Below are 21,825 nucleotides of genomic sequence, written 5' to 3'. Positions count from 1 at the left end.
ATGAATTGATGGTGATGGTTGAAATTTTTGAATAAGCTGACGGCAGACTCGCTGCCGCTGTGCGTTAAGGCCATCAATAGTTAGAAGCAATATGGTCGTTATGCAAAACTGTAGCGTTTATGTACATACTCTGACGTAATACATTGTAATGCACCATTATATGTAAGGTAGAAACTAAGCGCATCTCCAACTTGATAACAAGAAGTCGCATCAGTAATGTCGAGTATTAGGCAATTATGACTACTACCGACAATGGTGACCCCATCATCAACTGGCGTTAACTGGCTAATATCGACATCTTGTTTACCTATCGCACATAGAGCTCTTAATCTGGCACCACGATCAGTGAAATAGAATTCATTGTCTAAAGTATCTAACTCAATAGAATGAAGCTGAATTGAAGACTTTTTTTTAATTTCAATCACTTCAGCTTGTAAGTACATTGGTACTTGCGATATATCGATGATGGACTCATTATTTAATCCCTCTCCCATGATCAACGACGCCCCTAGACGTAGTTGATTGAACCGTGCTGTTCCTTCTCTTGGCATCATCAACACAATACCAGTTACGCCTGCGCCCGAAATAGCATCTAAATCGCAGTAACTCCCCCATTCAGTATGCTCTTCCTGATGAACGGGCAGAGTGTCACTGTCGGTCGTAGATTCAACCTCATGATAACACTTCAAATGACTGCCAATACCAACAAATGTGAGCCCTGGAAGCATCAGCACTAACTCCGCCAGTTCTTCAGTTTTAGAGTCATCGAAAGTCTTTTCATGCAGCTCGCCCAAATCATGCATAATAATAACTTCATGACGCTTATTCGCCTTTACTGCTGCTTGAGATAATGCCTCTAATACCGATCGCTCAGAGTGCAGTGAAATATCAGCATGGTATACCACCCCCTCTACTTCCGAGAGTAACGGCCGTCGGAGCAACATTTTTCGGATCGGAAGATCTTTTAACTTCATCAGGTTTTGAATTTGCGTATCCCCGATGGTTTGGATCCCGCCAAATATCATCGCACGAACAATCGGCTCCGAACCTTCCACCAGCTTGGTTATACCCACTGGAATAATCCCTTTATTGCAACAAAGCTGAACCAGCTCACGAGTATTATTTTCGATTATTCGAAGGTTGATCGATAAAGAGGGATATTGCATATGGGCTAACCTATAAATAACCAAAATCAAAAGAAACGGCAGTTATATAGATTTATTCGAGCTATTAAATAGTAATTTTATGATGTTTACTTAGCCATTTAATAATGTAATCAAACAGAGTTTTATAAATAAACCAGTAGAGTGAGCAGCTAATGCATGCAAGACGTATTATTCGCTTAATAATTACACAGGGTGTATATGAAACAAGACTAACACACTATGCAGCTGGTTGATCATCAATATATTACTAAGAAGAACAAAATAATCAGTTCTTTCTTCTTAATAAACACTCTCACTCGAAATTAGTATTAACATCATGCGCATCTAATATTGCTGTGACTAGTGCTTTTGTCGCATACGATAAGTCATTTTTCTCATTAATCGTCAGATAAAAGCTAGGGGTATATTCCAACCCATGAATAGCAGAAATTCTCACCATCTCATCACGCTCAATCCATATCTGTGCATAGTGATCTGGAAGATAGCCAATAAAGTGACCTGAGAGAATCATATGAGCTGTCGCCTCCATATTGGTCGTCGTAGACTTATACAGATGCTCACTGGCATAACTGAGAGGAGTCACATGATGGGTCAGCCCACGATCAACAACAGGGTGTACCAGAATATCTTCTACTGTGACTTCGCGATTTAAAGCTAATATTAGATGTGATGGTGAACAATATAATTGCTGTTTTTCATTAAAAATATAAATATATTTAAGACCGCTTTTAAGCACTTCTGGAGAGGTTATACCAACGTCTAGTTTATTCTCCAATATACTTTTTTCAATCAAAGATGAATCATAGATCTGGGTGTTAATATTGACCTTTGAATGCGTATTACAAAAGGTATTGATCGCAGTTTGGATCCGACAATTTTTATTGGTTGCTAAGTTATCCGTAAAAGCAATATTAATACTGCCGCTCGATACATTACGAATTTCGTCGATTTTCACTTGAAAATCATCGATGCAATCAAATAACTGTTTGCTTGCCTCATAGACCTTCAACCCATCACTGGTTAATTTAAACCCACTTCTTCCTCGTTGGCATAATGTCATGCCCAAGCGAGTTTCCAAATCACCCATTTTTTTACTTATACTCGATTGATGCATATTTAATTGATATTGGGCTACAGAAAATCCGCCGCTATCAGCAATAATAAGAAAGAGCTTTAATAGGCGAATATCAAGATTATCTATTGGTTTCATTTAGTTAGGCATCTTGAATGAGAATTTGTCAAACTTACCATACATACAAATACAATAAAAGCATGATAATGCTTCCAAAATAAACATCAAACTTCACTCTCGATCATAGGCTAACCTGAAAAAATATTCGTACGCGACGGTTTTGGCTCCGAATCCTCCTTTACAATTCAATCGCCAAGCACAATTCTTTCACCGCTTTAGCTGCTGTATTCTAAAATCCAGCAACTGCCGAGTAATGTAGAAGTGGACCGCAATCATAACCCAACGCACCAGCCTTCTTTCAGCAAAACGTTCGCCGACTCGCAACATGTATAGATCGTTGATCCCATCCATTCAAAAAGTAGCCACATTAGGCATTTCATTCGGACAGACTGTATGCAATGGCTATTTCCACTCTTTTTAATCAGTGCCTTAACGCTTGTAAACGGTAGCTTTTCCAAACCGAACATACATACTGTAAACACACTGACCATTGCCAGCTGGAATCTGCAATGGCTCTCATCTGATCCTATTGTTATCAAAAACCCTCCGCCCCATCGCACCCATGTTGATTATCAGCAACTGGCCAATATAGCGACCCAGTTAGATGCTGATATCTTGGCCTTCCAAGAAGTCGCGGATCGTCAAGCTATCTCAAAAGTATTAACAAATGACGAATATATCTTTGAGTTCTCCCGTCGACGACTAGAGAGCCAACACAATGACAAACGCTACGCACAACCCTGGCCTCAGTTTGTCGGTTTTGCCATTCGAGATGGAATCTCATACGTGCGTAATGCAGATTTACATCAGTTGGATCTGAGGGGAAATAAGAGCTTGCGCTATGGGGTTGATATTACGCTACTGAACGACGGGAAACCGGCTCTGAGGTTGCTGACTGTTCATTTGAAAAGTGGTTGCTATAGCCAACAGCCAAGCACCAAAAAACGGGCCTGTCGTCAGCTCAACCGACAATTTGAAATACTGGAGCAATGGGTAGACCACCGAGCGGCTGAGCCTCTACCTTTTATGATATTGGGGGATTTCAATCGACGGCTCACATTGCACAATGGCAAAATTTGGCAACAACTGGATGACGGACGCCCTACCGGATTATCACTCTATGCCGCAACCGAAGGTCAAAAGAGTCAATGTCGTATAAAAATTCATAGCAAACGAAAAAAACACGGGCAAATCCGTCACTATCCCAATTTCATTGATCACATTGTGCTTGATGGACGAGCCAAACTGAAAATGGTCAACAACAGCTTTCGCGAACTCACCTCTGACGTAGAGGTGGTCAAAGCATTCAACCTAAGTGATCATTGCCCGATAGCTCTATCATTGAACCTATAATACCAATTCCATTAATTATCTGACCATTCAGAATACCACTGGGAGTCGAGTTCAAGGATAGTGTTTGATAGAAGAGTGGTTCTCTTTTGAAATCGCTAGACACAGAAGTTGGCTTCCAGTGGTGTTCCCTTTGTATCAGTGAGTACGTACAAAAAAGCCGCCCATGACGGACGGCTGACAATTATTCAATAAGGTTGCCAGATCACGCCTGCGCTTCCACTTCCATTTCTTGACGATCGCGCATTAGATCATCAAACACTTTACGTGCTTCTTGCGCTTGCTCAGAAGCTTGTAATTTATGTTCTTTAGCTGCCATCGCTTCATCGGTAAGACGCTTGATTTCATCCAGTTGTTCTTGAGGTGCATCACCCAATTCCATGCCTGATTCGCCTTTTGACAGGGCTGTGGCACGGATTTCTTTCTTCAGCACCCAGATAGCATTGAGTTTTTCGCGCTCTTCTTCCGCAGCCGCAATAGCTTCGTCTTTCAAGCGTTCAAATTTCGCCATCGCCATGCCTTCTTTTGACCATGGATCAACATCCGGAAGCTCTTCAATGTTGATCACTGGATCGCTATACCCTTCCTGATGAGCCAAATCGAGTGTTGCGGCTTTCACACCAGAAATCATCAACATAACAGCAATAATTAGGAGTGGCAGACCACCAACAATCGCAGCGGTTTGTAACGTTGCCAGATCGCCCATAAACATCAGTACTGAAGGCATGAATGACAGTGTGAATGCCCAGAACAAACGGTTCCAACGCATCGGATCTTCAGTCACGTTATTTTGTACAACAGAAGCCAAAATAAATGAGATAGAATCAAATGTTGTCGCCGTAAAGATAATACACAAGAGAGTGAACACAGCGATGACCATGGTGCTCATCGGCAACTGCTCAAGAATCGAGAAAATGGCGCGGGTTGGGCCATCATCGTTCAGGATACTAACAACGTCCAGCTGACCCGAAAGTTGCAGAGACAAACCATAGTTGCCCAGAATCATGAAGTAGAGCGCACAACCCGATGAACCAAAGAAAATCGCGCCAGACACCATTTGCTTGATCGTACGACCGCGAGAAATACGTGCAACGAACAAACCCATACTTGGTGCAAATACCAACCACCACGCCCAGTAGAAAATGGTCCAATCTTGTGGGAAGTGCGTATCTTCAAACGTGCCGTAGCCACCAAACGGTTCTGCCCATGTTGCCATTACGAAGAAATTAGACAGCATGCGTCCGATAGAATCTAAGCCCGTTTCTAACATAAAGAGCGTTGGACCCGCACACAAGACGAAAGCCAGCAACCCAAGTGCACCCCAGAAGTTAATGTTACTGAGAACCTTGATGCCTTCATCCATCCCCTTGTAAGAAGAGTAAGCAAACAGTGCCGTACAAAGCAGCAACACACCAATCTGTGTGGTCGTAGTTGATGGAATACCAAAGAGGTAGCTTATTCCTTCGTTAATCAAAGGTGCAGCAAGACCAAGTGTTGTCGCGGCTCCGCCAAGCAGGCCGAAAATGAAAAGTATATCAATGAACTTGCCAAGTTTACCGTGACTACGCGATTCACCGATAATTGGCATTAGCGCCGCCGATACTTTCAATACAGGCTGCTTTCTTACGTAGAAAAAGTATGCGATGGGGATCGCAGGGATCATATAAATTGACCACGCGATTGGCCCCCAGTGGAAAAGACCATAAGTGGCAGCCCATCGAACGGCTTCTTCACTGCCAGATTCTAACTGAAATGGCGGGCTCTGATAGTAATAAGCCCACTCAATGGTTCCCCAATACAAAATACTGGCACCGATCCCCCCACAGAACAGCATTGCAGCCCAAGATGCAGTAGCAAATTCAGGCTTTTCGTCAGCATCACCCAATTTAATTTGGCCGATATCACTGAACACGATATATATCATGAAAAAGAAAGCTGCTATGCCTAATGCAAGATAAAGAAAACCGAGTTTATCGGTCATAAACGTTTTAGCAATCGCAAGCCATTCAGCTCCTTGCACTGGAAACAGTAACAGTGGCACTACAACCGAGATCAATAGCCCCAGCGCACCAAAAAAGGTGGGCTTATCAATCAATTCAAAGTGTTTTTTATCTATCATGCTTACTCCTTAATCATGAAAAATTCCATGCATAAACTGGCTGATAGTCACGTATAAATAGGGTTGTCATCAAATCCATCTTTTCATCGTTACGATGAAAGCAGTAGATTGTTGTGCAATATCAATAAATACCACTATTTAACACTTGCTCTGTGATGGCTTATTGATAGTATAGACAGCGCAAACCCTTAATCAGTAGAGGTGCGCTGCCTATAAGTAACCGTGCGGAGGATGATACCGACGATGCCGGAGAAAGGAGTCAGTGCCGAAGTAACTGTTGTTATCACACTCAGTTGCTGGGTCTGCGTCAAATAGGCGCAGGACTGCCATAGTTTTTTTCCTATGGAGCGCTACCTGAAGGGGTAACAAGTCACTTTTTCAGACGTCTTCGTTACACCTCTTTTTGGTAGATCTCCACCTTTTTTTATAGGTGTAAAGAGATCATGAACCTTATCCATTATTCAGATTCCGCTTGGTCGGTTCTTCCCCCATTGTTGGCGGTCATTCTAGCTGTGACTACTCGACGAGTACTGTTATCACTCGGAACAGGCATTGTTTCCGGCGCCCTTATGCTGACGCATTTTTCACCCACTGCTGCGCTAAACTACCTATTTGATAAAGTACTTAGCATTGTGTGGATTAATGGCAGCCTAAACAGCGATAACGCCAATATGATCATCTTCATGTTATTGCTTGGTGCATTGATCAGCCTGATGAGCGTCTCTGGTGCGACTCAAGCCTTTGCCGATTGGGCTGCAGTCCGTTGTAAAGATCGCCGCAGTGCAAAATCGTTAACAGGTCTCATGGTATTTATCTTTTTTATTGATGACTTCTTCCATAGCCTGTCTGTAGGTGCCATCTGTCGCCCTGTCACCGATCGCTTCCAAATTTCGCGTGCCAAGCTGGCTTATTTGCTCGATTCAACCGCTGCACCCGTTTGTGTGATAATGCCTATCTCGTCTTGGGGGGCTTATATCATCGCGCTAATTGGCGGCATTATGGTCGCGCATAACGTCACAGACCAAAGCCCTATTGCAGCTTTTGTCGAGATGATCCCGATGAACTTGTACGCAGTATTTACCCTTGTCATGGTGCTCTGTGTTATTGCTTTTCAGCTTGATATCGGTCCAATGCGTAAACATGAAGAACGGGCACTGGAAGGACAATTATGGGATGAATCTCGCGGTCGCCCACCCGGTCTTGATATTGAAACGCCTGAAGGCAGCAATGGCGGCATGATTGACATGGTGCTTCCTATCCTGACGCTGACTGCGGCGGCGGTCTACTTCATGATCCAATCAGGTGCGACAGTGCTAACGGCGAAAGGTCTCGATTTTAGCGTGATCGGTGCTTTCGAACACACCAATGTCGGTTCTTCACTGGTATACGGGGCGATCTGTAGTCTGGTGGTCTCTGTGGTATTGGCACTTCGCTTGAAGTTAAGTGCGAAAATATGGCTAGAAGCAGCGCCGCAAGGTATTAGCGCGATGCTACCCGCGATCGTTATTCTGTTCTTTGCTTGGACAATCGGTTCTGTTGTACGCGACATGGAAACAGGCATGTACCTTGCGTCTATGGCCAGTGGCAATATCCCGATTGAAATGTTGCCAGCAGTGGTCTTCGTACTGTCTTGTGCGATGGCATTTGCAACGGGCACTAGCTGGGGCACTTTCGGAATTATGTTACCGCTAGCAGGCGATATTGCCGCCGCAAGCGATATCAGCATGTTACTGCCAATGCTGTCTGCTGTTCTGGCCGGTGCTGTTTTTGGTGACCACAGTTCACCGATTTCCAGTACCAGTATTCTGTCTGCTACCGGTGCAGGTTGCCATCATATGGATCACGTGCTCACCCAACTTCCTTATGCGGTTTCTGTTGCCTTTGGCGCCCTGCTTGGCTACATAGCGATCGGTTATACCCACTCAACATGGGCTGGACTTATTGTCAGCGGTCTGTGGTTTGTGGTGTTTTGCTTATTTGCCTTACGTAAAAACCAACCCGTTATGAGTATGGCCGAAGCCCGATAGTAGACACTCGCCCTCCAATTACCTTATTCCCTTTCACATCAAACGTCCTCTGGGCACTTGATGTGAAAGTAGAGAGCTTGACGTTCAGTAAGCCATCTTGAAGTAGCTTAGGTATAACAGTACTTCAAGGGGGTATGCTAATATCGAGAATCACCAGTTAACAAGCTCATAATAATTGGAATTTAGAACATGAAAGTCATCTCATTTAATATTAATGGTCTTCGCGCTCGTCTTCACCAACTTCAAGCTTTGATTGAAAAGCACCAACCCGATGTAATTGGTCTACAAGAAATCAAAGTACATGATGAAGCCTTTCCATTAGCTGATGTTGAAGCCATGGGCTACAAAGTTTATCACCATGGTCAAAAAGCCCATTACGGTGTGGCTATGTTGTGTAAACAAGAGCCAATTAACGTTCAAAAGGGATTTCCAACTGATGATGAAGATGCGCAACGTCGCATGATCATGGCGACCTTTGAACAAGAAGATGGCAAGAAAGTGACGGTGTTAAATGGCTATTTCCCACAAGGTGAAAACCTGAGCCACGAAACAAAATTCCCAGCGAAAGAAAAGTTTTATGCTGATTTAATGAATTACTTAAACACTCACCATACTAACGAAGAAGAAGTGATTGTGATGGGTGACATTAATATTAGTCCGATTGACTTAGATATCGGTATCGGCCCTGCCAATGCCAAGCGCTGGTTAAAAACCGGAAAATGTTCATTTCAGCTGATTGAACGTGAATGGCTAAAAACCTTAATGGACTGGGGATTCACCGATACGTTCCGTCAGTTACACCCCGACGTAGATGACCAATTCTCGTGGTTCGACTATCGCTCAAAAGGTTTTGTCGATAACCGTGGTTTACGTATTGATGTTGTACTTGCTACACCATCGCTTGCTGCGCGTTGTATCGATGCTGGCATTGACTACGAATTACGTGGTATTGAGAAGCCATCTGATCACGCGCCTATATGGTCAACATTTAAATAAATCATCTTCGATCTTCAGTGCAAGCTCGTGAAAACAAGCTTGCACCTTTTCTCTTCAGCACTCGTAGGAAAGCCCATGAAATTATTTATTTTTGATCATTGTCCGTTTTGTATAAAAGCGATGATGGTTGCCGGTTATAAAAAAGCTAGCATTGAATTCGTTGCCTTACAAAATCACGATATTGAAGCGCGTATTGAGAAAGTCGGTGCTAACTTAGTCCCTATTTTACAAAAGCCTGATGGCAGTTACATGGCAGAGAGCCTTGATATTGCAGCTTACATCGATCAGATCGATGGCAAACCTGCTTTAGGGCAAAGCGTGGATGCAAATAAGATCGCACAATGGTCAAAGAAAACCCGCCCATACAGTAGCTTATTGCTTTACCCTCGTTGGCTAAAAATTGATTTACCTGAATTTCAGTGCCAAGAAGCTAAAGAGTGGTTCCACAAGAAAAAGTCAGCAACAATTGATGAATCATTTGATGATGCTTTTTCACATTCCGCACAATATATCACAGCATTGAATGCAGTATTAACGGAACTCGATTGGTTAATTTTGCCATCTGAACGTGATAACAATCTAACGTATGACGATGTGAATCTGTTCCCTTCTTTACGCAACTTAACCGTCGTTAAAGGGCTTGTATTCCCAACACAAGTACGCCAATACATTGATGAAGTGGCGGTATTAACAAACATCAATTTATACGATAACGTCGCGCTGTAGTTAACAAAAAAGCCCAGACGTGTCCGTTAGTAACGGGAACATCTGGGCTCATCTAATAATCTGTATTAATCTAATAAGACAGCGTGTTTACACAATCGGTCTTAAGTGTTGTAGCCAATGTTGCTCTAACTTTTTAAAGCCCCAGATAATAGTAAATGTAAGTACCATGTAGCACATACCTGCAAAAAGGTAAGATTCAAATGGCGCATAATAACGCGAGTTAACGATACGAGCCGCACCCGTTAAATCAACAATGGTTACGATACCTGCCACTGCAGAACCATGAACCATGAAAATCACTTCGTTACTGTATGCTGGTAATGCTCGGCGCATCGCACTGGGTAAAATAATACGGCGGAATGCTAGTGGTGTACTCATTCCATACGCTTTTGCAGCTTCAATTTCACCTTTAGGTAAGCTATTAATTGCCCCTCGGATAATCTCTGAAGTATAAGCGGCTGTATTTAAAATAAAGACAAAAAGCGCACAAAACCATGCTTCTTGCCACACTGTACCTTGCACCTCAATAAGCTGACTTAATCCGTAATACACAAGATACAGCTGGATTAATAAAGGCGTACCGCGGAAGAAATAAATATAAGCCCAAGCAGGAAAATAAATCATCGGATTTTTACTGTTGCGTGCAATGCCGACAGGTATGGCAATGATTAATCCCACAACCAGTGCAACCGCGACCATCCACACCGTGGTGATAAACCCATCAAGGTAAAGATCCCAGCTTTCTAAAAGAATACTAAAGTCCATATCTTACCTCGTATGAATGCTAAATCGACGCTCAACCCACTTAAGTGCTGATGTAGACAATGTAGTGAACAATAAGAAAACAACCGCGATGGTCATATAAAAGGTAAATGGCATTTGCGTTGCGCCAGCTGCCAACGACCCTTTACGTACCATGTCGTCTAAACCAATAATCGATACCAGTGCCGTTGTTTTGAGTAGTACTAACCAGTTATTACCAAAACCCGGTAACGCATGACGGATCATTTGCGGTAATAGAATTCGATGGAACGACTTAAAACTGCTCATGCCATACGCTTTGCCAGCTTCAAGCTCCCCTTTATCGACAGCCAATATTGCACCACGGAACGTTTCTGCCATATAAGCACCAAAAATAAAACCTATGGTTACTACACCTGCGATAAAAGGGCTTATCTCAATATAGTCAGGTAAGTAGGCCGTCCACTCATGGGTTGGATCGCTGGATGTAAAATATTCATTAAACCATTCATTGATACTATACAAACTATTGTTGAGCAGCATTTGCCCACCGAAAAAAATCAGCATCATCAATACTAGATCAGGAATACCACGGATGACTGTGGTATAGATGGTGGCAATGGCTCTTGCCCAACGGTATGGAGATAGTTTTGCCAACGCACCAAGCATACCTAAGATGACTGCGAATAAGAGTGACAACAACGCAACCTGGACTGTTACCCAAGCACCTTCTGCCAATGCCCATTCATATCCTTTTAAATCTAACAAAAGGTTGCTCCTTTATAGAGAGAAACTAGGGGCGAGTAATAAGTAACTTTTACTCGCCTCTCGAAACTCGTCCCTTTGACGCTTTACTGCCCGTAAACATCATAAGCAAAGTACTTAGCCGCAATTTCTTGGTAAATACCTTTTTCACGTAGTGAGATAATTGCTGCATCTAGCTTCTTGGTTAGCTCTTTGTCTTGCTTGCGTAATGCAATACCAAAGCCTTCACCAAACCATTTAGGATCGGTTAGCGAAGGGCCAATAAACTCATACCCTTCACCACCTTCTTTATTAATCAAACCTTCTTCTAGTGCAGAAGCATCACCTAATACGGTGGCAATACGACCCGCTTTAAGATCAAGATAAGCATCATCAAAAGAACCGTAACGAACAATAGTGACAGAATCACCAAAGTTATCGGTCAGGTATTTATCGTGTGTTGTCGCACGCTGAACACCAATTTTCACACCTTTTAAGCCCTCTTTCGTGAAGTCGATTTCAGTGCCTTTTTTAGCAACATACTTGTTCGGGATAAGTGCGTATTTACCGGTAAAATCAATTTTTTTCTTACGTTCTTCAGTGATCGACATTGCAGCAATAATTGCATCATATTTACGTGCAAGTAGAGAAGGAATAATGCCGTCCCAGTCTTGAGCAACGATCTTACACTTCGTTTGAAGTTCTTTACAAAGTGCATTAGCCATATCAACATCAAAGCCTTTCAGCTCGCCGCTTGGCTCGGTCCAGCTAAATGGAGGGTAAGCACCTTCAATACCAAAACGTACTTCTTTATACTCTTTAGCTTGTAAAGATGTTGCACCCAGTGCCGAAACCATTGCTGCTGCTAAAATCCATTTTTTCATCTTACTTCTCCTATGATATTTACTGTCTGCTGCATGCCCCAACATCGTTCAGCAGCCATCTTGTTATTTATTTTACAAATGTATTCAATTAGCTATCTAATATTCATGTACAAACATTCACCTCTAATAAATTGAAGAGATAAACTTTTTTAATCGTTCTGATTCTGGATTTGTGAATAACTTTTCAGGATGACCTTGTTCTTCAACAATACCTTGATGTAAAAACATCACTTGATTTGATACATCACGGGCAAACGCCATTTCGTGGGTAACCACTAACATTGTACGGCCTTCTTGCGCCAAATCTTGCATTACCCCTAATACTTCCCCGACTAATTCAGGATCAAGCGCAGAGGTGGGTTCATCAAAAAGCATCACTTCAGGGTCTACCGCCAATGCGCGAGCTATCGCTGCACGTTGTTGCTGTCCACCCGATAAATGGCCAGGATAATAATGACGTCGTTCATAAAGACCCACTTTCTTTAAAAGTGCTTCTGCCTTTTCAATGGCTTCTGCTTTAGGCACGCCCAAAACATGAATAGGAGCTTCAATGACATTACCCAGCACTGTCATGTGCGACCATAAATTGAACCCTTGAAAAACCATTGCTAAACGGGAACGAATACGTTGAACTTGCTTTTCATCAACCGGTAGAAATTCACCACGACGATTATTCTTCATTTGAATGAGTTCGCCATTAACCCAAATTTCACCCTGAGTCGGAATTTCTAACAAATTGACACATCGAAGAAAGGTACTTTTACCAGAGCCTGACGATCCAATAATAGAGATCACATCACCTCGGTGAGCCGTCAACGAAATCCCTTTTAAGACTTCATTCTGACCAAAAGATTTATGTAAGTCCTTTACTTCAAGCGCCACTACATCTGTCATGTGCGCTAACTCCTGTAGCTCCATAAAATCGAGAAATTGCTCGCAAAATGTTTGTCGGTTTTACAAGCACATTCACGAAGGTATCACCACAAAACACAATAGGCAACATTTTGTTAACTTTATGGGTTTGGTATGAATATTCAGTCAAAGCGAATATTTACCCGCAAATACGTATCTGGTGTTATTTCTCAAGGTATTGAGCAGGCTGTAAATTAGAATATTGAAATGACATGTTTTTGTCTTGTTGTTGGCGGTATTAGGTTGGTATATGTTTCAATTATCATTCCAACTGAACTTTCGTGTTGTTTCCTCGCTGTTACTCCTTCTCTTATCTAGCTTTCCAATATTGTTCTGGCACAAGAAGAAGGTGGTAGAAAGAGCACTGTTCTTACCCTTATTTCTCAGTATAAAGTTCAGATAATTGCAAATTTCACCCCTTACTCAATGCCTAGCATGTCAATGACGTGTGAGTTCACGTTTTAACCACAACTTATTTTTAATATCCAACAGAACAATCAACCAGAATATCGGCTCGTTATAGGCTACAAGCTTGATGATGAGTTAAGCGGCGTACTTTTTACCCTACTAGAGGGTGTTCAATGGGGCGAAGGAAAACCCTTTACTGTTGATGATATTTTGTTTTCATTTCCACAGGTCAAAAATATCCAGCACTTGATTCACATGGCATAAACCAATGGGTAAAGTCAGTAAAAAAACAGGGTTCAAACGGGATCTACATCAAACTAAATAAGCCCTATACCCCAGCTTTGTTTACACTTGTGTTACTTCCTGTGGCACCACAATACTCACGTAGCACTATTTGCCAACACTTTGTGCATACTGTAAATTAATGATACGGCATGTTTTTGTCTTGTTGTTAGCTGTATTAGGTTAGTATATGTTTCAATTATCATTTCAACTGAACGTTCGCGTTATTTTCTCGCTGTTATCCCTTCTTTTATCTATCTTTTCCAATATTGTTCTAGCGCAAGAAGATGGCGTTAAAAAGAACACTATTCTTACCCTTGTTCCTGAGTATAAAGATCAGATAGTTGCAAATTTTAACCCTTATTCAACGTCTAGTATGCCAACGACACATGAGTTCATTTTTGAACCTATGATTATTTTTAATACCCGACAGAATAACCAACCAGAATACCGACTCGCAACAAACTACAAGCTTGATAATGACCTTAGTGGCATTAGTTTTACCCTGCGTGAAGGCGTTCAGTGGTCTGATGGGCACCCCTTTACCGTCGATGACGTTCTATTTTCATTTTCACTAGTCCAAAAATTTCCAGCACTTGATTCACACGGCATAAACAAATGGATAAAGTCGGTAAATAAAAAAAGTGCTAATGAAATCTACATCAAACTAAACAAACCCAATGCCCTAATCGCGTTTACATTAGTATTACTCCCTATTGTTCCTCAACACCAATGGGAACTCATTGCTGATCCACTTCGATACGCAAACCCAACCCCAATTGGAACGGGTCCGTTTACATCGATTGAATCCTTAAACCAAAGTGGCTATTTGCAGTGTAAAAACCGCTTTTACTGGCAAGCAGAACAAAGGCACATTGATTGCCTTCGCTACCCTAAAGTCATCAATAATGACGATTTCATATCTCGAATCATGACCGGAGAGTTTGACTGGACTGGGTCGTTCATTCCTGATATAGAACGCAACTACGCCTCTTTTTCGCCCCATTTTAAATATTGGTTGCCCCCTGCGAGCACCATCAGTTTATTTTTCAATTTCAAAGCAGCCGATCCGGAATTACAGGCATTAATCAGCCACGTCGAATTTCGTCGTGCGATTTCGATGAGCATTCGTCGTCAATTTTTGATTGATATAGCGGCATTCGGTCAGGGGGAAGTGTCACACTTAGCATCAGGCATGAGCCAAGATTTTGAGCAATGGGAAGATCCATTGAGCAATGAAAAGTATCAACAATACATGCGCTATACCCCTTTGCTGGCCAAAAAGTTATTAGATGAACTGCATGTTAGAGACGGTAATAATGATGGCTGGCGAGATTTACCGTCGGGCAAAGCACTCGAATTAACAATCTTGACACCGAATGGGTGGTCTGATTTTGATACCACCGCTTTACTCCTTGCTGACATGCTGCAAGAAGTAGGCATTAAAGTTAGCACACTACAGGTAGATTTTAGAGAATTTAATGAAAGGCTAAGTGCGGGTGATTATACGGCGGCTTTAACGAATTACCCACAAGGCCCTACACCCTATAAGTATTTTGACTCGGCATTTAATAGTGTTTATCAAGCACCGCAATACCCTCGCTATGCCAAACATTTCTACAAAAACACAAAAATAGATGAGTTGCTGGCACAATTCCCGATAGCTTCAACGCCAGAGAAACGTCAGGCTATTATTTACGATCTCAATAATATCGTTGCCAGTAAACAAATCACAGTACCTCTGTATAACACGGTGCAGTTTTTCCAGTACAACACGCAACGATTTACAGGGTGGTTTAATGAAGAAAACCCCAAAGCAAGCCCACTTGTATGGCCGCAAGCACCAGAACGTTTATTACATGTATTGGCGCTAAAACCAGTCGCGATGGAATCGGTTGATATCAAAGCTGCACCTTAATTATCGACGACCGTAACAATCGGGCAAATATTTTATTCTGTGGGCGTACTGCAACATTCATCTTGTAGAAAACCGATTACGCCCTCTAAAACATCATATTGTGGAAGACAGTATAATGTACGTCCGTCTCGGTGTTGTTTTACTAAACCTGCAGACATTAAACTGGAGATGTGGTGCGATAAAGTTGACCCAGGAATAGATAACTCTTCCTGTAATCGCCCAACAGGTAACCCGTCATGACCCGATTTAACCAGATGTTTAAAAATAAACAGCCGTGTAGGATGGCCTAACTCTTTTAGTGCTTTCGCGACAAACTCTAATTCCATTATCGATCCTGTTAGCTACTCTGCTTTCTTTATCGCTAGATCTGAGTTCTAACGCGTTTTGATTCGATCATTATAATAGAAAAGAGGTGAATACCGAAGATTAGCCCTCCGAAATTCACCTCTCACAATTATTGTACAAAAAATCCAGCAAACAATGTTTATGAACAACAGTTACGAACTGCACTTATAAACAACGCTTACCGATTGATTATGACAACGCAGCCCCTGCAAATAGGATCACGATAGTCACGACAAATACCATGACAACAAACGGCATTACCCACTTTAAGAAACGTTCATAAGGTATTTTAGCTAACGCCAGACCAGCCACCAAGTGCCCCGCAGTCGGTGCAAACATATTGATCCAACCACTCGCTGATTGATAAGCCGTAATGATCAAATCACGCCCAATACCCGAGAAGTCAGCTAAAGGTGCCATTAATGGCATTGAAACAGTTGCCAGCCCAGAGGTTGATGGAATGAAGAAGCTTAATACAATATGTACCAAGTACGTCACCACAACAAACACACCAGATGATAGACCAGTAACCGCGCCTTCAGCCCAGTTCAAAATGGTATCAATAATGGCACCATTATCCATCACAACGTAAATACCACGCGCAACAGCAACCACCAGCGCAACGCCGATCAAATCTTTTGCACCTTCTAAGAAGGTTTTAATGAAATCACCTTCTGACATACGGTTAATAACCGCAATCAAAATTGCAGATGCTAAAAATAGTGTAGAAAGCTCATCAAACCACCACCACAAGGTTGGGATAACCGTGATACCCATGTCTTCCCAAGGAATAACCCCGTAAATCATAACCATGAACGCACCAAAGAATACGCTCATGGTGAGTTTTTGTTTGGTGGTGAACTCGCCCAAATCCTCTTTAATCTTCGAAAATTCATCGTCAAATTCGATATCAGCCAATACAGAGGCAGATTTATCTGCTTTGACTTTGGCTGCATAACGCATGACATACCATGAAGCCAGTGCAATCAAAATGACAAGCTGCACCAAGCGCAAACCAATACCATCGCCAATGGGCAAACCAGCAAAGCCCGAGGCAATACCTGTCGCAAATGGGTTGACAGTAGATGACAACACCCCTACACCAGAGCCGAGCAAAATAATACCGGCAGCGACCATACGGTCATAACCCGCTACCGCCATAACGGGCAATATTACCGCCCAAAAGGCGACGGTTTCTTCCGCCATGCCGTAAGTCGAACCACCAACAGCAAAAAGCGTGATTAACACTGGGATCATCATTTGCTCTCGGCCTTTAAACCGACGAACAATAGCGGCAACACCTGAATCCATCGCACCCGTTCGCATGGTCACAGCTAAGAAGCCACCAATCACCAATACAAATAACGCAACATCAACGGCTTTATGGAAGCCTTTGATTGGGGCCATCAATACATCAATGAAACCCTGCGGTGTAGACTCAATTTCATTATACGTACCAGGGATCGGTAATAAACGCTCACCTCCACTATAGTCCAGCACTTCGGCAGCAGGAATGATCTGATCAGTCCCGTTCACCATATAATCGTATTTACCCGCTGGCATTATCCATGTCAGTAACGCAACCAAGCCGATTATAATGAATAAGATGGTGTACACCGTAGGCATCTTAAAAGACTTTTTCACCTTGTTTGTTTCTGTTGCCGCTGTCATAACTCCACTCCTTGCAGCTGATGAATTGCATTGGCGTAGACATTCATCGCCTTGAGCATGTCATCAATGATTAAGTATTCATTTGGCATATGTTCAACTTTATCGCGCCCTGGAAAAATAGCGCCAAACGCCACACAATTAGGCATGGCTCGAGCATACGTTGCCCCACCCGACGTCATCGGCTCACTGTCAACATCGCCACTTATTTCTTGATAAGCGCGCATCAATGTCTGAATGATCGGACTATCTTTTGGCATATATAAAGAAGGCAATACGTCAAACTCTTCATAATGTAAGCCATACTGCTCAACCACAGCCAAAATATCGTTATCAAAATCTTCTTTACTAAAGGTAACGGGAACCCGAATATCAATCCCCGATTTACTGTGCTCTTTCGATATATCTAACTGCGCAACATTGAACGTTAGACGACCACTCACATCTTCGATATCCCCAAAGATGTTTGTAGCATTCGCATCTTGACCAATTTGATCAGCAATAAAGACCACAAGAGGATGAGTCACACCAATCTTCTTCAATGCGATACATAAGCGAGCGATAGCATTAACGCCTTTGGTATCGGCAGAGGCTGAATGCGCTGCTTTACCAAATACGGTAACTTCATCGTCTTCACAGCTAAAATCAAACCCAAGTTCATCAAGTGCACTCACTAGGCTATCGCCTAATGGGCCTTGGTATCGTGCTAATTCAGGAACGGCATTCAATGCGCCACCACACTCAAGAAATAGCGACGAGTCACCATCACCGTGCAACCACGATTGAATCAGCATTTTTTCAGCATGGATCAAAGGGAAACTGGCATCAGGTGTGAAGCCACACTGGGGGATTTCTTCTTTTTCTAGGTAGCGTTCAATACAACGCCACAATGTTTCTTCATCGGTGCCGAAAATAAAGCGAATTCGCTTGGTTAACACCACACCACTTTGCAATAAGGCTTTAACAGCAAATAAAGCCGCTAACGTCGGTCCTTTATCGTCCTGCGTGCCACGACCGTATAAACGTCCGTCTCGAATTTCAGGCTCAAAAGGCAGTGAATCCCATGTAGATAAATCACCAACGGGTACAACATCAAGATGACCCAACACGCCAATCATTTGTTCGCCTTGCCCAATATCGGCATACCCGTAATAACCATCGGGATCTTTATACACCGAGAAACCCATCTCTTGGCATAGTGCCAATGTTTGCGTTAGACAATCATCAATAGGTTGACCAAACGGTACTCGATCTTGTTCAGATGATGTTGCCTCATCATAAACACTCGGAATGGTAACTAGCCGCTTAACTGCTTCGATATAATCATCGCGCATACCATCTATATTTAACGCTATTTTCGCTTTCATCGTATCCCTCTGCTCCCCTTACATTTTAGTCGTCATAAAAATAGAAAATCAGACTAAAATAATGAAGGATATTTAATTATTGGTATAAATATTCAACGAGATTTCCTTATACCGGATGATTCTGCTACAACGAACAGTAACAATCTGTGACAAATTTCACTTGATTAAGGATCTAAATGGGATAGCGATCATAAAGCCAGCATTATCCTATCCTTATAACAATGCATAGCAGTTCTACACACAAGATAAATCCATCGCATTAAGATTTCTGACGAGAAAAGAGTTCTGAGCTGGAGACCATGGCAGGGTTCAAAACGATAGTAAGACGACTTCCCACTTTTACTAAATTACAAAATGGCAAAGTCGCACAGAAAAACAATATATATATATAACTCGTCAACATTACCCATTATTATAAATTGCGATCAATTATTACCAAATACCAAATATAATGAAAAATAATGCACCCGTTATAATATCCCATATGCAAATATAAATTTAATACATCTACTAAAGTACAACCATTGCCTATATAATATTCAGCAAAATTATAATAACTGACGCTATTGCTATCAGTTAATACAGCGCTATTGCATATTGATTAATAATTTTACTCAATAAGTATTATTCCTCTATTTATTAAAAAACATTACGACGTTGATACCTCATGCTAAATTCAATTAAAAATATACCATTGCGAATATTGCTTTCGCTATCTTCAGCCTTTGCTGTGTTATGTTTCATCATTACCATCATAATCAGCCAGAGCCTGTTATCAGAAGTTGAAACAAACACTGACAATGTCGATGACTTCATCGCACTTAACAACACATTGAAAGAATTTCAGGACCTACAGGACGTAAGCCGAATGAGTTCTATTTATGCGCTGGGATTTTATGAGCGCCTAGACGAAATGGTGCGTGTCAATAACGAAAATTATGCGCAAGTTCAGAAAAGCTATAATCGCATAATACAGACAGATAACAGCGCCGTGACTCCAAAAGTCAGACAAACACTGGAAACATTCATCCGTAATTACCAGCAATATACACAGAGTTCGGAGCTGCTAAGAGAACAGCGTCGTAAAATCAAAGAGATATACGATGCAACCAGCTGGATCACCACCGATCTCAGTGAAGCTGACTTTCAGATAACCCAAAACAGAAGCGCAGATGATCTGAAGCAATGGAATCAAGATATATCACAAATGGCAGATACCGCAGGGCTGATGCTGTTTAATATCGCTGAAGGCGTTAAAGGCAAGAGCCGCACTGCAACGAAAAAAACATTAGATCAAACCCAGTCGCTCATCACCCTGCTTCAGCCTTTTGAAAACTGGCCTGAAAACAAAGAGCTGGTAAATAATGCCCGTCTTTGGGAAAAACAGCTTCAAGATATTCTTCAGCTACAAAATGAGAAAAGAGATAATGTTGCGCAGATGATCAGGCTTGGTAATGAAAACACCCAGTTAATTACCACTCTGGCAAAAGAATCGATTAATAAAACTGAACAGCTTTCTGACAGAACATCAGAGTTATTAGAGTCGGTCACTACAAGTCAGTTAACAGCGACCGCGATTGCAACTCTATTAGCGTTGTCAATCAGCATGTTACTATCAAATGCCATTAGTGGTGTAATGAACACGCTTTATTTAACAGTGAAAGATTTAGCCGACGGTAAATTGCATACCCGCACAAACATCAGCGGTAAAAATGAAATCGGTATGCTGGGTTCCAGCCTTGATGATGCTATTTCTCAGCTTAGCCACACTATCCGCGCACTGCGTGGCGTTGGTGATGAAGTCGCTACCTCTTCAACTGAACTTGCCGCAGTGATGACCCAAAGTGAAGTCAACGGCCGAGAGCAACAACAGCAAGTAGAACAAATTACTACCGCAGTAACAGAACTATCTGCAGCCGCCGAACTGGTTGACGGCTATGCCAAAACAGCTGATGAGAGTGCCCAACAAGCACTCGCGCTGGGCGCTGAAGGTACTGCTATCGCCCAGCATTCCCGTCAATTGTCACAAGAGCTCACAGTGCAACTTGAAGAGACATCAAGTCAGGTTGTCGACCTTAACGAGCAAAGCGTCAAAATCAGTGAAGTGATCACTGTGATTGACAGTATTTCAGAGCAAACCAACCTGCTCGCACTCAACGCGGCGATTGAAGCGGCACGAGCAGGCGAAAGCGGCCGCGGATTTGCCGTGGTTGCCGATGAAGTCAGGGTGCTGGCGGCCAAAACGCAGGATTCAACTCAACAAATTCAGACCATTATCGAGCAGCTGCAACACAAATCGTCAGCCGTCGTTACCGCGGTGAATGACAGCCTAGACAAAGTGAAAAGCACTAACGAAATCGCTGAACAGACAAGTAGCCAGATTGACTCTATCACCCGAGCGCTGGATCATATCAGCCAGGTCAACGCCGATGTCACCACCTCAGTTGACGAGCAAAGCCGAGCCATTGGTGATATTACACTGAACATAAATACTATTAATGACATCATCAGCCAGAATGTGGCCGGTATCAGCCAGACAGCGGAAGCCAGCAGCCACTTATCACAACTGGCAGAAGATCAGAGAAGCCGTCTGGGTGAATTCCAGGTCGCGCAATAATATTCAGCTGGAAGTGGCTGTAATGCCACTTCCTTTTATTTTCTAACCTTTCCCACCCAAGCTTCCAAATAAAAAACCACACCGCAATCATTAATCTTAACAATCAACCAGCACTCGCCAATAATTTCCTCATTAAATTCAAATGCAACGGTTTACAATGCATATATATGACATATAGACTGACAAAAAATTATTACAATATAAAACAATAAGCATTGCAATATTCATGTTAAATTCTATTAAAACATCCAATTACGAATTCTTCTTTCGTTATATTCCGCATTAGCCCTAATATGCTTTATCATCACGAACCTTATTAGCCAGAACAGGCTAGTAAGGTAGAAAATAACAGCAATAACATAA

Annotated in this window: 16 protein-coding genes and 1 riboswitch; of the genes, 6 read left to right on the top strand and 10 right to left on the bottom strand. The window is 42.3% G+C overall.

The annotated features are described in order from the left end of the window. Positions 1-98: 98 nt before the first annotated feature. Together C9J12_RS02610 and C9J12_RS02605 are read right to left on the bottom strand one after the other, a co-directional pair. Positions 99-1,166 (bottom strand): alanine/ornithine racemase family PLP-dependent enzyme, encoded by a 1,068-nt coding sequence (locus C9J12_RS02610; RefSeq protein WP_107241289.1) that lies wholly within the window; start codon positions 1,164-1,166, stop codon positions 99-101. Between the two features lie 292 nt (positions 1,167-1,458). Then, positions 1,459-2,376, bottom strand: a complete 918-nt coding sequence (locus tag C9J12_RS02605) for a LysR family transcriptional regulator (RefSeq protein ID WP_107241288.1) — start codon at positions 2,374-2,376, stop codon at positions 1,459-1,461. A gap of 375 nt (positions 2,377-2,751) precedes the next feature. Here C9J12_RS02605 and C9J12_RS02600 point away from each other — a divergent pair, with 375 nt between their 5' ends. Next, positions 2,752-3,711 carry an endonuclease/exonuclease/phosphatase family protein gene (locus C9J12_RS02600; protein ID WP_107241287.1) on the top strand — a complete coding sequence of 320 codons (960 nt, stop codon included), beginning with the start codon at positions 2,752-2,754 and terminating at the stop codon, positions 3,709-3,711. Positions 3,712-3,913: 202 nt separating this feature from the next. On the opposite strand, the gene C9J12_RS02595 is transcribed toward C9J12_RS02600, so the two are convergent. Beyond that, complete coding sequence (locus C9J12_RS02595) at positions 3,914-5,827, bottom strand: BCCT family transporter (protein ID WP_107241286.1); 1,914 nt, start codon at positions 5,825-5,827, stop codon at positions 3,914-3,916. A gap of 188 nt (positions 5,828-6,015) precedes the next feature. Then, positions 6,016-6,188: riboswitch (Lysine riboswitch) on the top strand. Positions 6,189-6,270: 82 nt separating this feature from the next. On the opposite strand from C9J12_RS02595, the gene C9J12_RS02590 reads away from it, so the two are divergent. The 3 genes from C9J12_RS02590 to grxB all read left to right on the top strand — a co-directional run bounded on the left by C9J12_RS02590 (position 6,271) and on the right by grxB (position 9,576). Then, positions 6,271-7,854, top strand: a complete 1,584-nt coding sequence (locus C9J12_RS02590) for a Na+/H+ antiporter NhaC family protein (RefSeq protein ID WP_107241285.1) — start codon at positions 6,271-6,273, stop codon at positions 7,852-7,854. A 189-nt stretch (positions 7,855-8,043) separates the two neighbouring features. Continuing rightward, positions 8,044-8,850, top strand: coding sequence for an exodeoxyribonuclease III (xthA, locus tag C9J12_RS02585; protein ID WP_107241284.1), 807 nt, complete (start codon positions 8,044-8,046; stop codon positions 8,848-8,850). A gap of 75 nt (positions 8,851-8,925) precedes the next feature. Further along, positions 8,926-9,576 (top strand): glutaredoxin 2, encoded by a 651-nt coding sequence (grxB, locus tag C9J12_RS02580; protein ID WP_107241283.1) that lies wholly within the window; start codon positions 8,926-8,928, stop codon positions 9,574-9,576. Positions 9,577-9,663: 87 nt separating this feature from the next. Here the strand turns inward: grxB and C9J12_RS02575 are convergent, their stop codons facing one another. From C9J12_RS02575 to C9J12_RS02560, 4 genes are all read right to left on the bottom strand, one after another. After that, a complete protein-coding gene (locus C9J12_RS02575; protein ID WP_107241282.1) occupies positions 9,664-10,341 on the bottom strand; it encodes an ABC transporter permease in 678 nt (225 codons plus the stop codon). Between the two features lie 3 nt (positions 10,342-10,344). After that, positions 10,345-11,085 carry an ABC transporter permease gene (locus C9J12_RS02570; RefSeq protein WP_107241281.1) on the bottom strand — a complete coding sequence of 247 codons (741 nt, stop codon included), beginning with the start codon at positions 11,083-11,085 and terminating at the stop codon, positions 10,345-10,347. 83 nt (positions 11,086-11,168) lie between these two features. Then, positions 11,169-11,945: an ABC transporter substrate-binding protein gene (locus tag C9J12_RS02565; RefSeq protein WP_107241280.1), complete on the bottom strand. Its 777-nt coding sequence runs from the start codon at positions 11,943-11,945 to the stop codon at positions 11,169-11,171. A 123-nt stretch (positions 11,946-12,068) separates the two neighbouring features. Continuing rightward, a complete protein-coding gene (locus tag C9J12_RS02560) occupies positions 12,069-12,839 on the bottom strand; it encodes an ABC transporter ATP-binding protein (protein WP_107241279.1) in 771 nt (256 codons plus the stop codon). An 898-nt stretch (positions 12,840-13,737) separates the two neighbouring features. Here C9J12_RS02560 and C9J12_RS02550 point away from each other — a divergent pair. Further along, on the top strand, positions 13,738-15,465 hold the full coding sequence (locus tag C9J12_RS02550; protein WP_107241278.1) for an ABC transporter substrate-binding protein: 1,728 nt from the start codon (positions 13,738-13,740) through the stop codon (positions 15,463-15,465). A gap of 32 nt (positions 15,466-15,497) precedes the next feature. Here C9J12_RS02550 and C9J12_RS02545 read toward each other — a convergent pair whose 3' ends face one another. The 3 genes from C9J12_RS02545 to C9J12_RS02535 form a co-directional block, all read right to left on the bottom strand. Then, positions 15,498-15,791 (bottom strand): ArsR/SmtB family transcription factor, encoded by a 294-nt coding sequence (locus tag C9J12_RS02545; protein WP_006232839.1) that lies wholly within the window; start codon positions 15,789-15,791, stop codon positions 15,498-15,500. A gap of 208 nt (positions 15,792-15,999) precedes the next feature. Beyond that, entirely contained in the window at positions 16,000-17,481 is a 1,482-nt protein-coding gene (locus C9J12_RS02540; protein WP_107241277.1) for a YfcC family protein, read from the bottom strand. Then, positions 17,478-18,845 (bottom strand): dipeptidase, encoded by a 1,368-nt coding sequence (locus C9J12_RS02535; RefSeq protein WP_107241276.1) that lies wholly within the window; start codon positions 18,843-18,845, stop codon positions 17,478-17,480. The genes C9J12_RS02540 and C9J12_RS02535 overlap by 4 nt, the downstream gene beginning before the upstream one ends. Before the next feature lie 667 nt (positions 18,846-19,512). Between C9J12_RS02535 and C9J12_RS02530 the strand changes: the two genes are divergently transcribed. Further along, on the top strand, positions 19,513-21,462 hold the full coding sequence (locus C9J12_RS02530; protein ID WP_107241275.1) for a methyl-accepting chemotaxis protein: 1,950 nt from the start codon (positions 19,513-19,515) through the stop codon (positions 21,460-21,462). Positions 21,463-21,825 lie beyond the last annotated feature (363 nt).

The organism is Photobacterium frigidiphilum, assembly GCF_003025615.1.
Lineage (GTDB): Bacteria > Pseudomonadota > Gammaproteobacteria > Enterobacterales > Vibrionaceae > Photobacterium > Photobacterium frigidiphilum.
The sequence above is the reverse complement of the archived record's forward strand: the minus strand, read 5'-3'. Positions and strand labels throughout refer to the sequence as shown.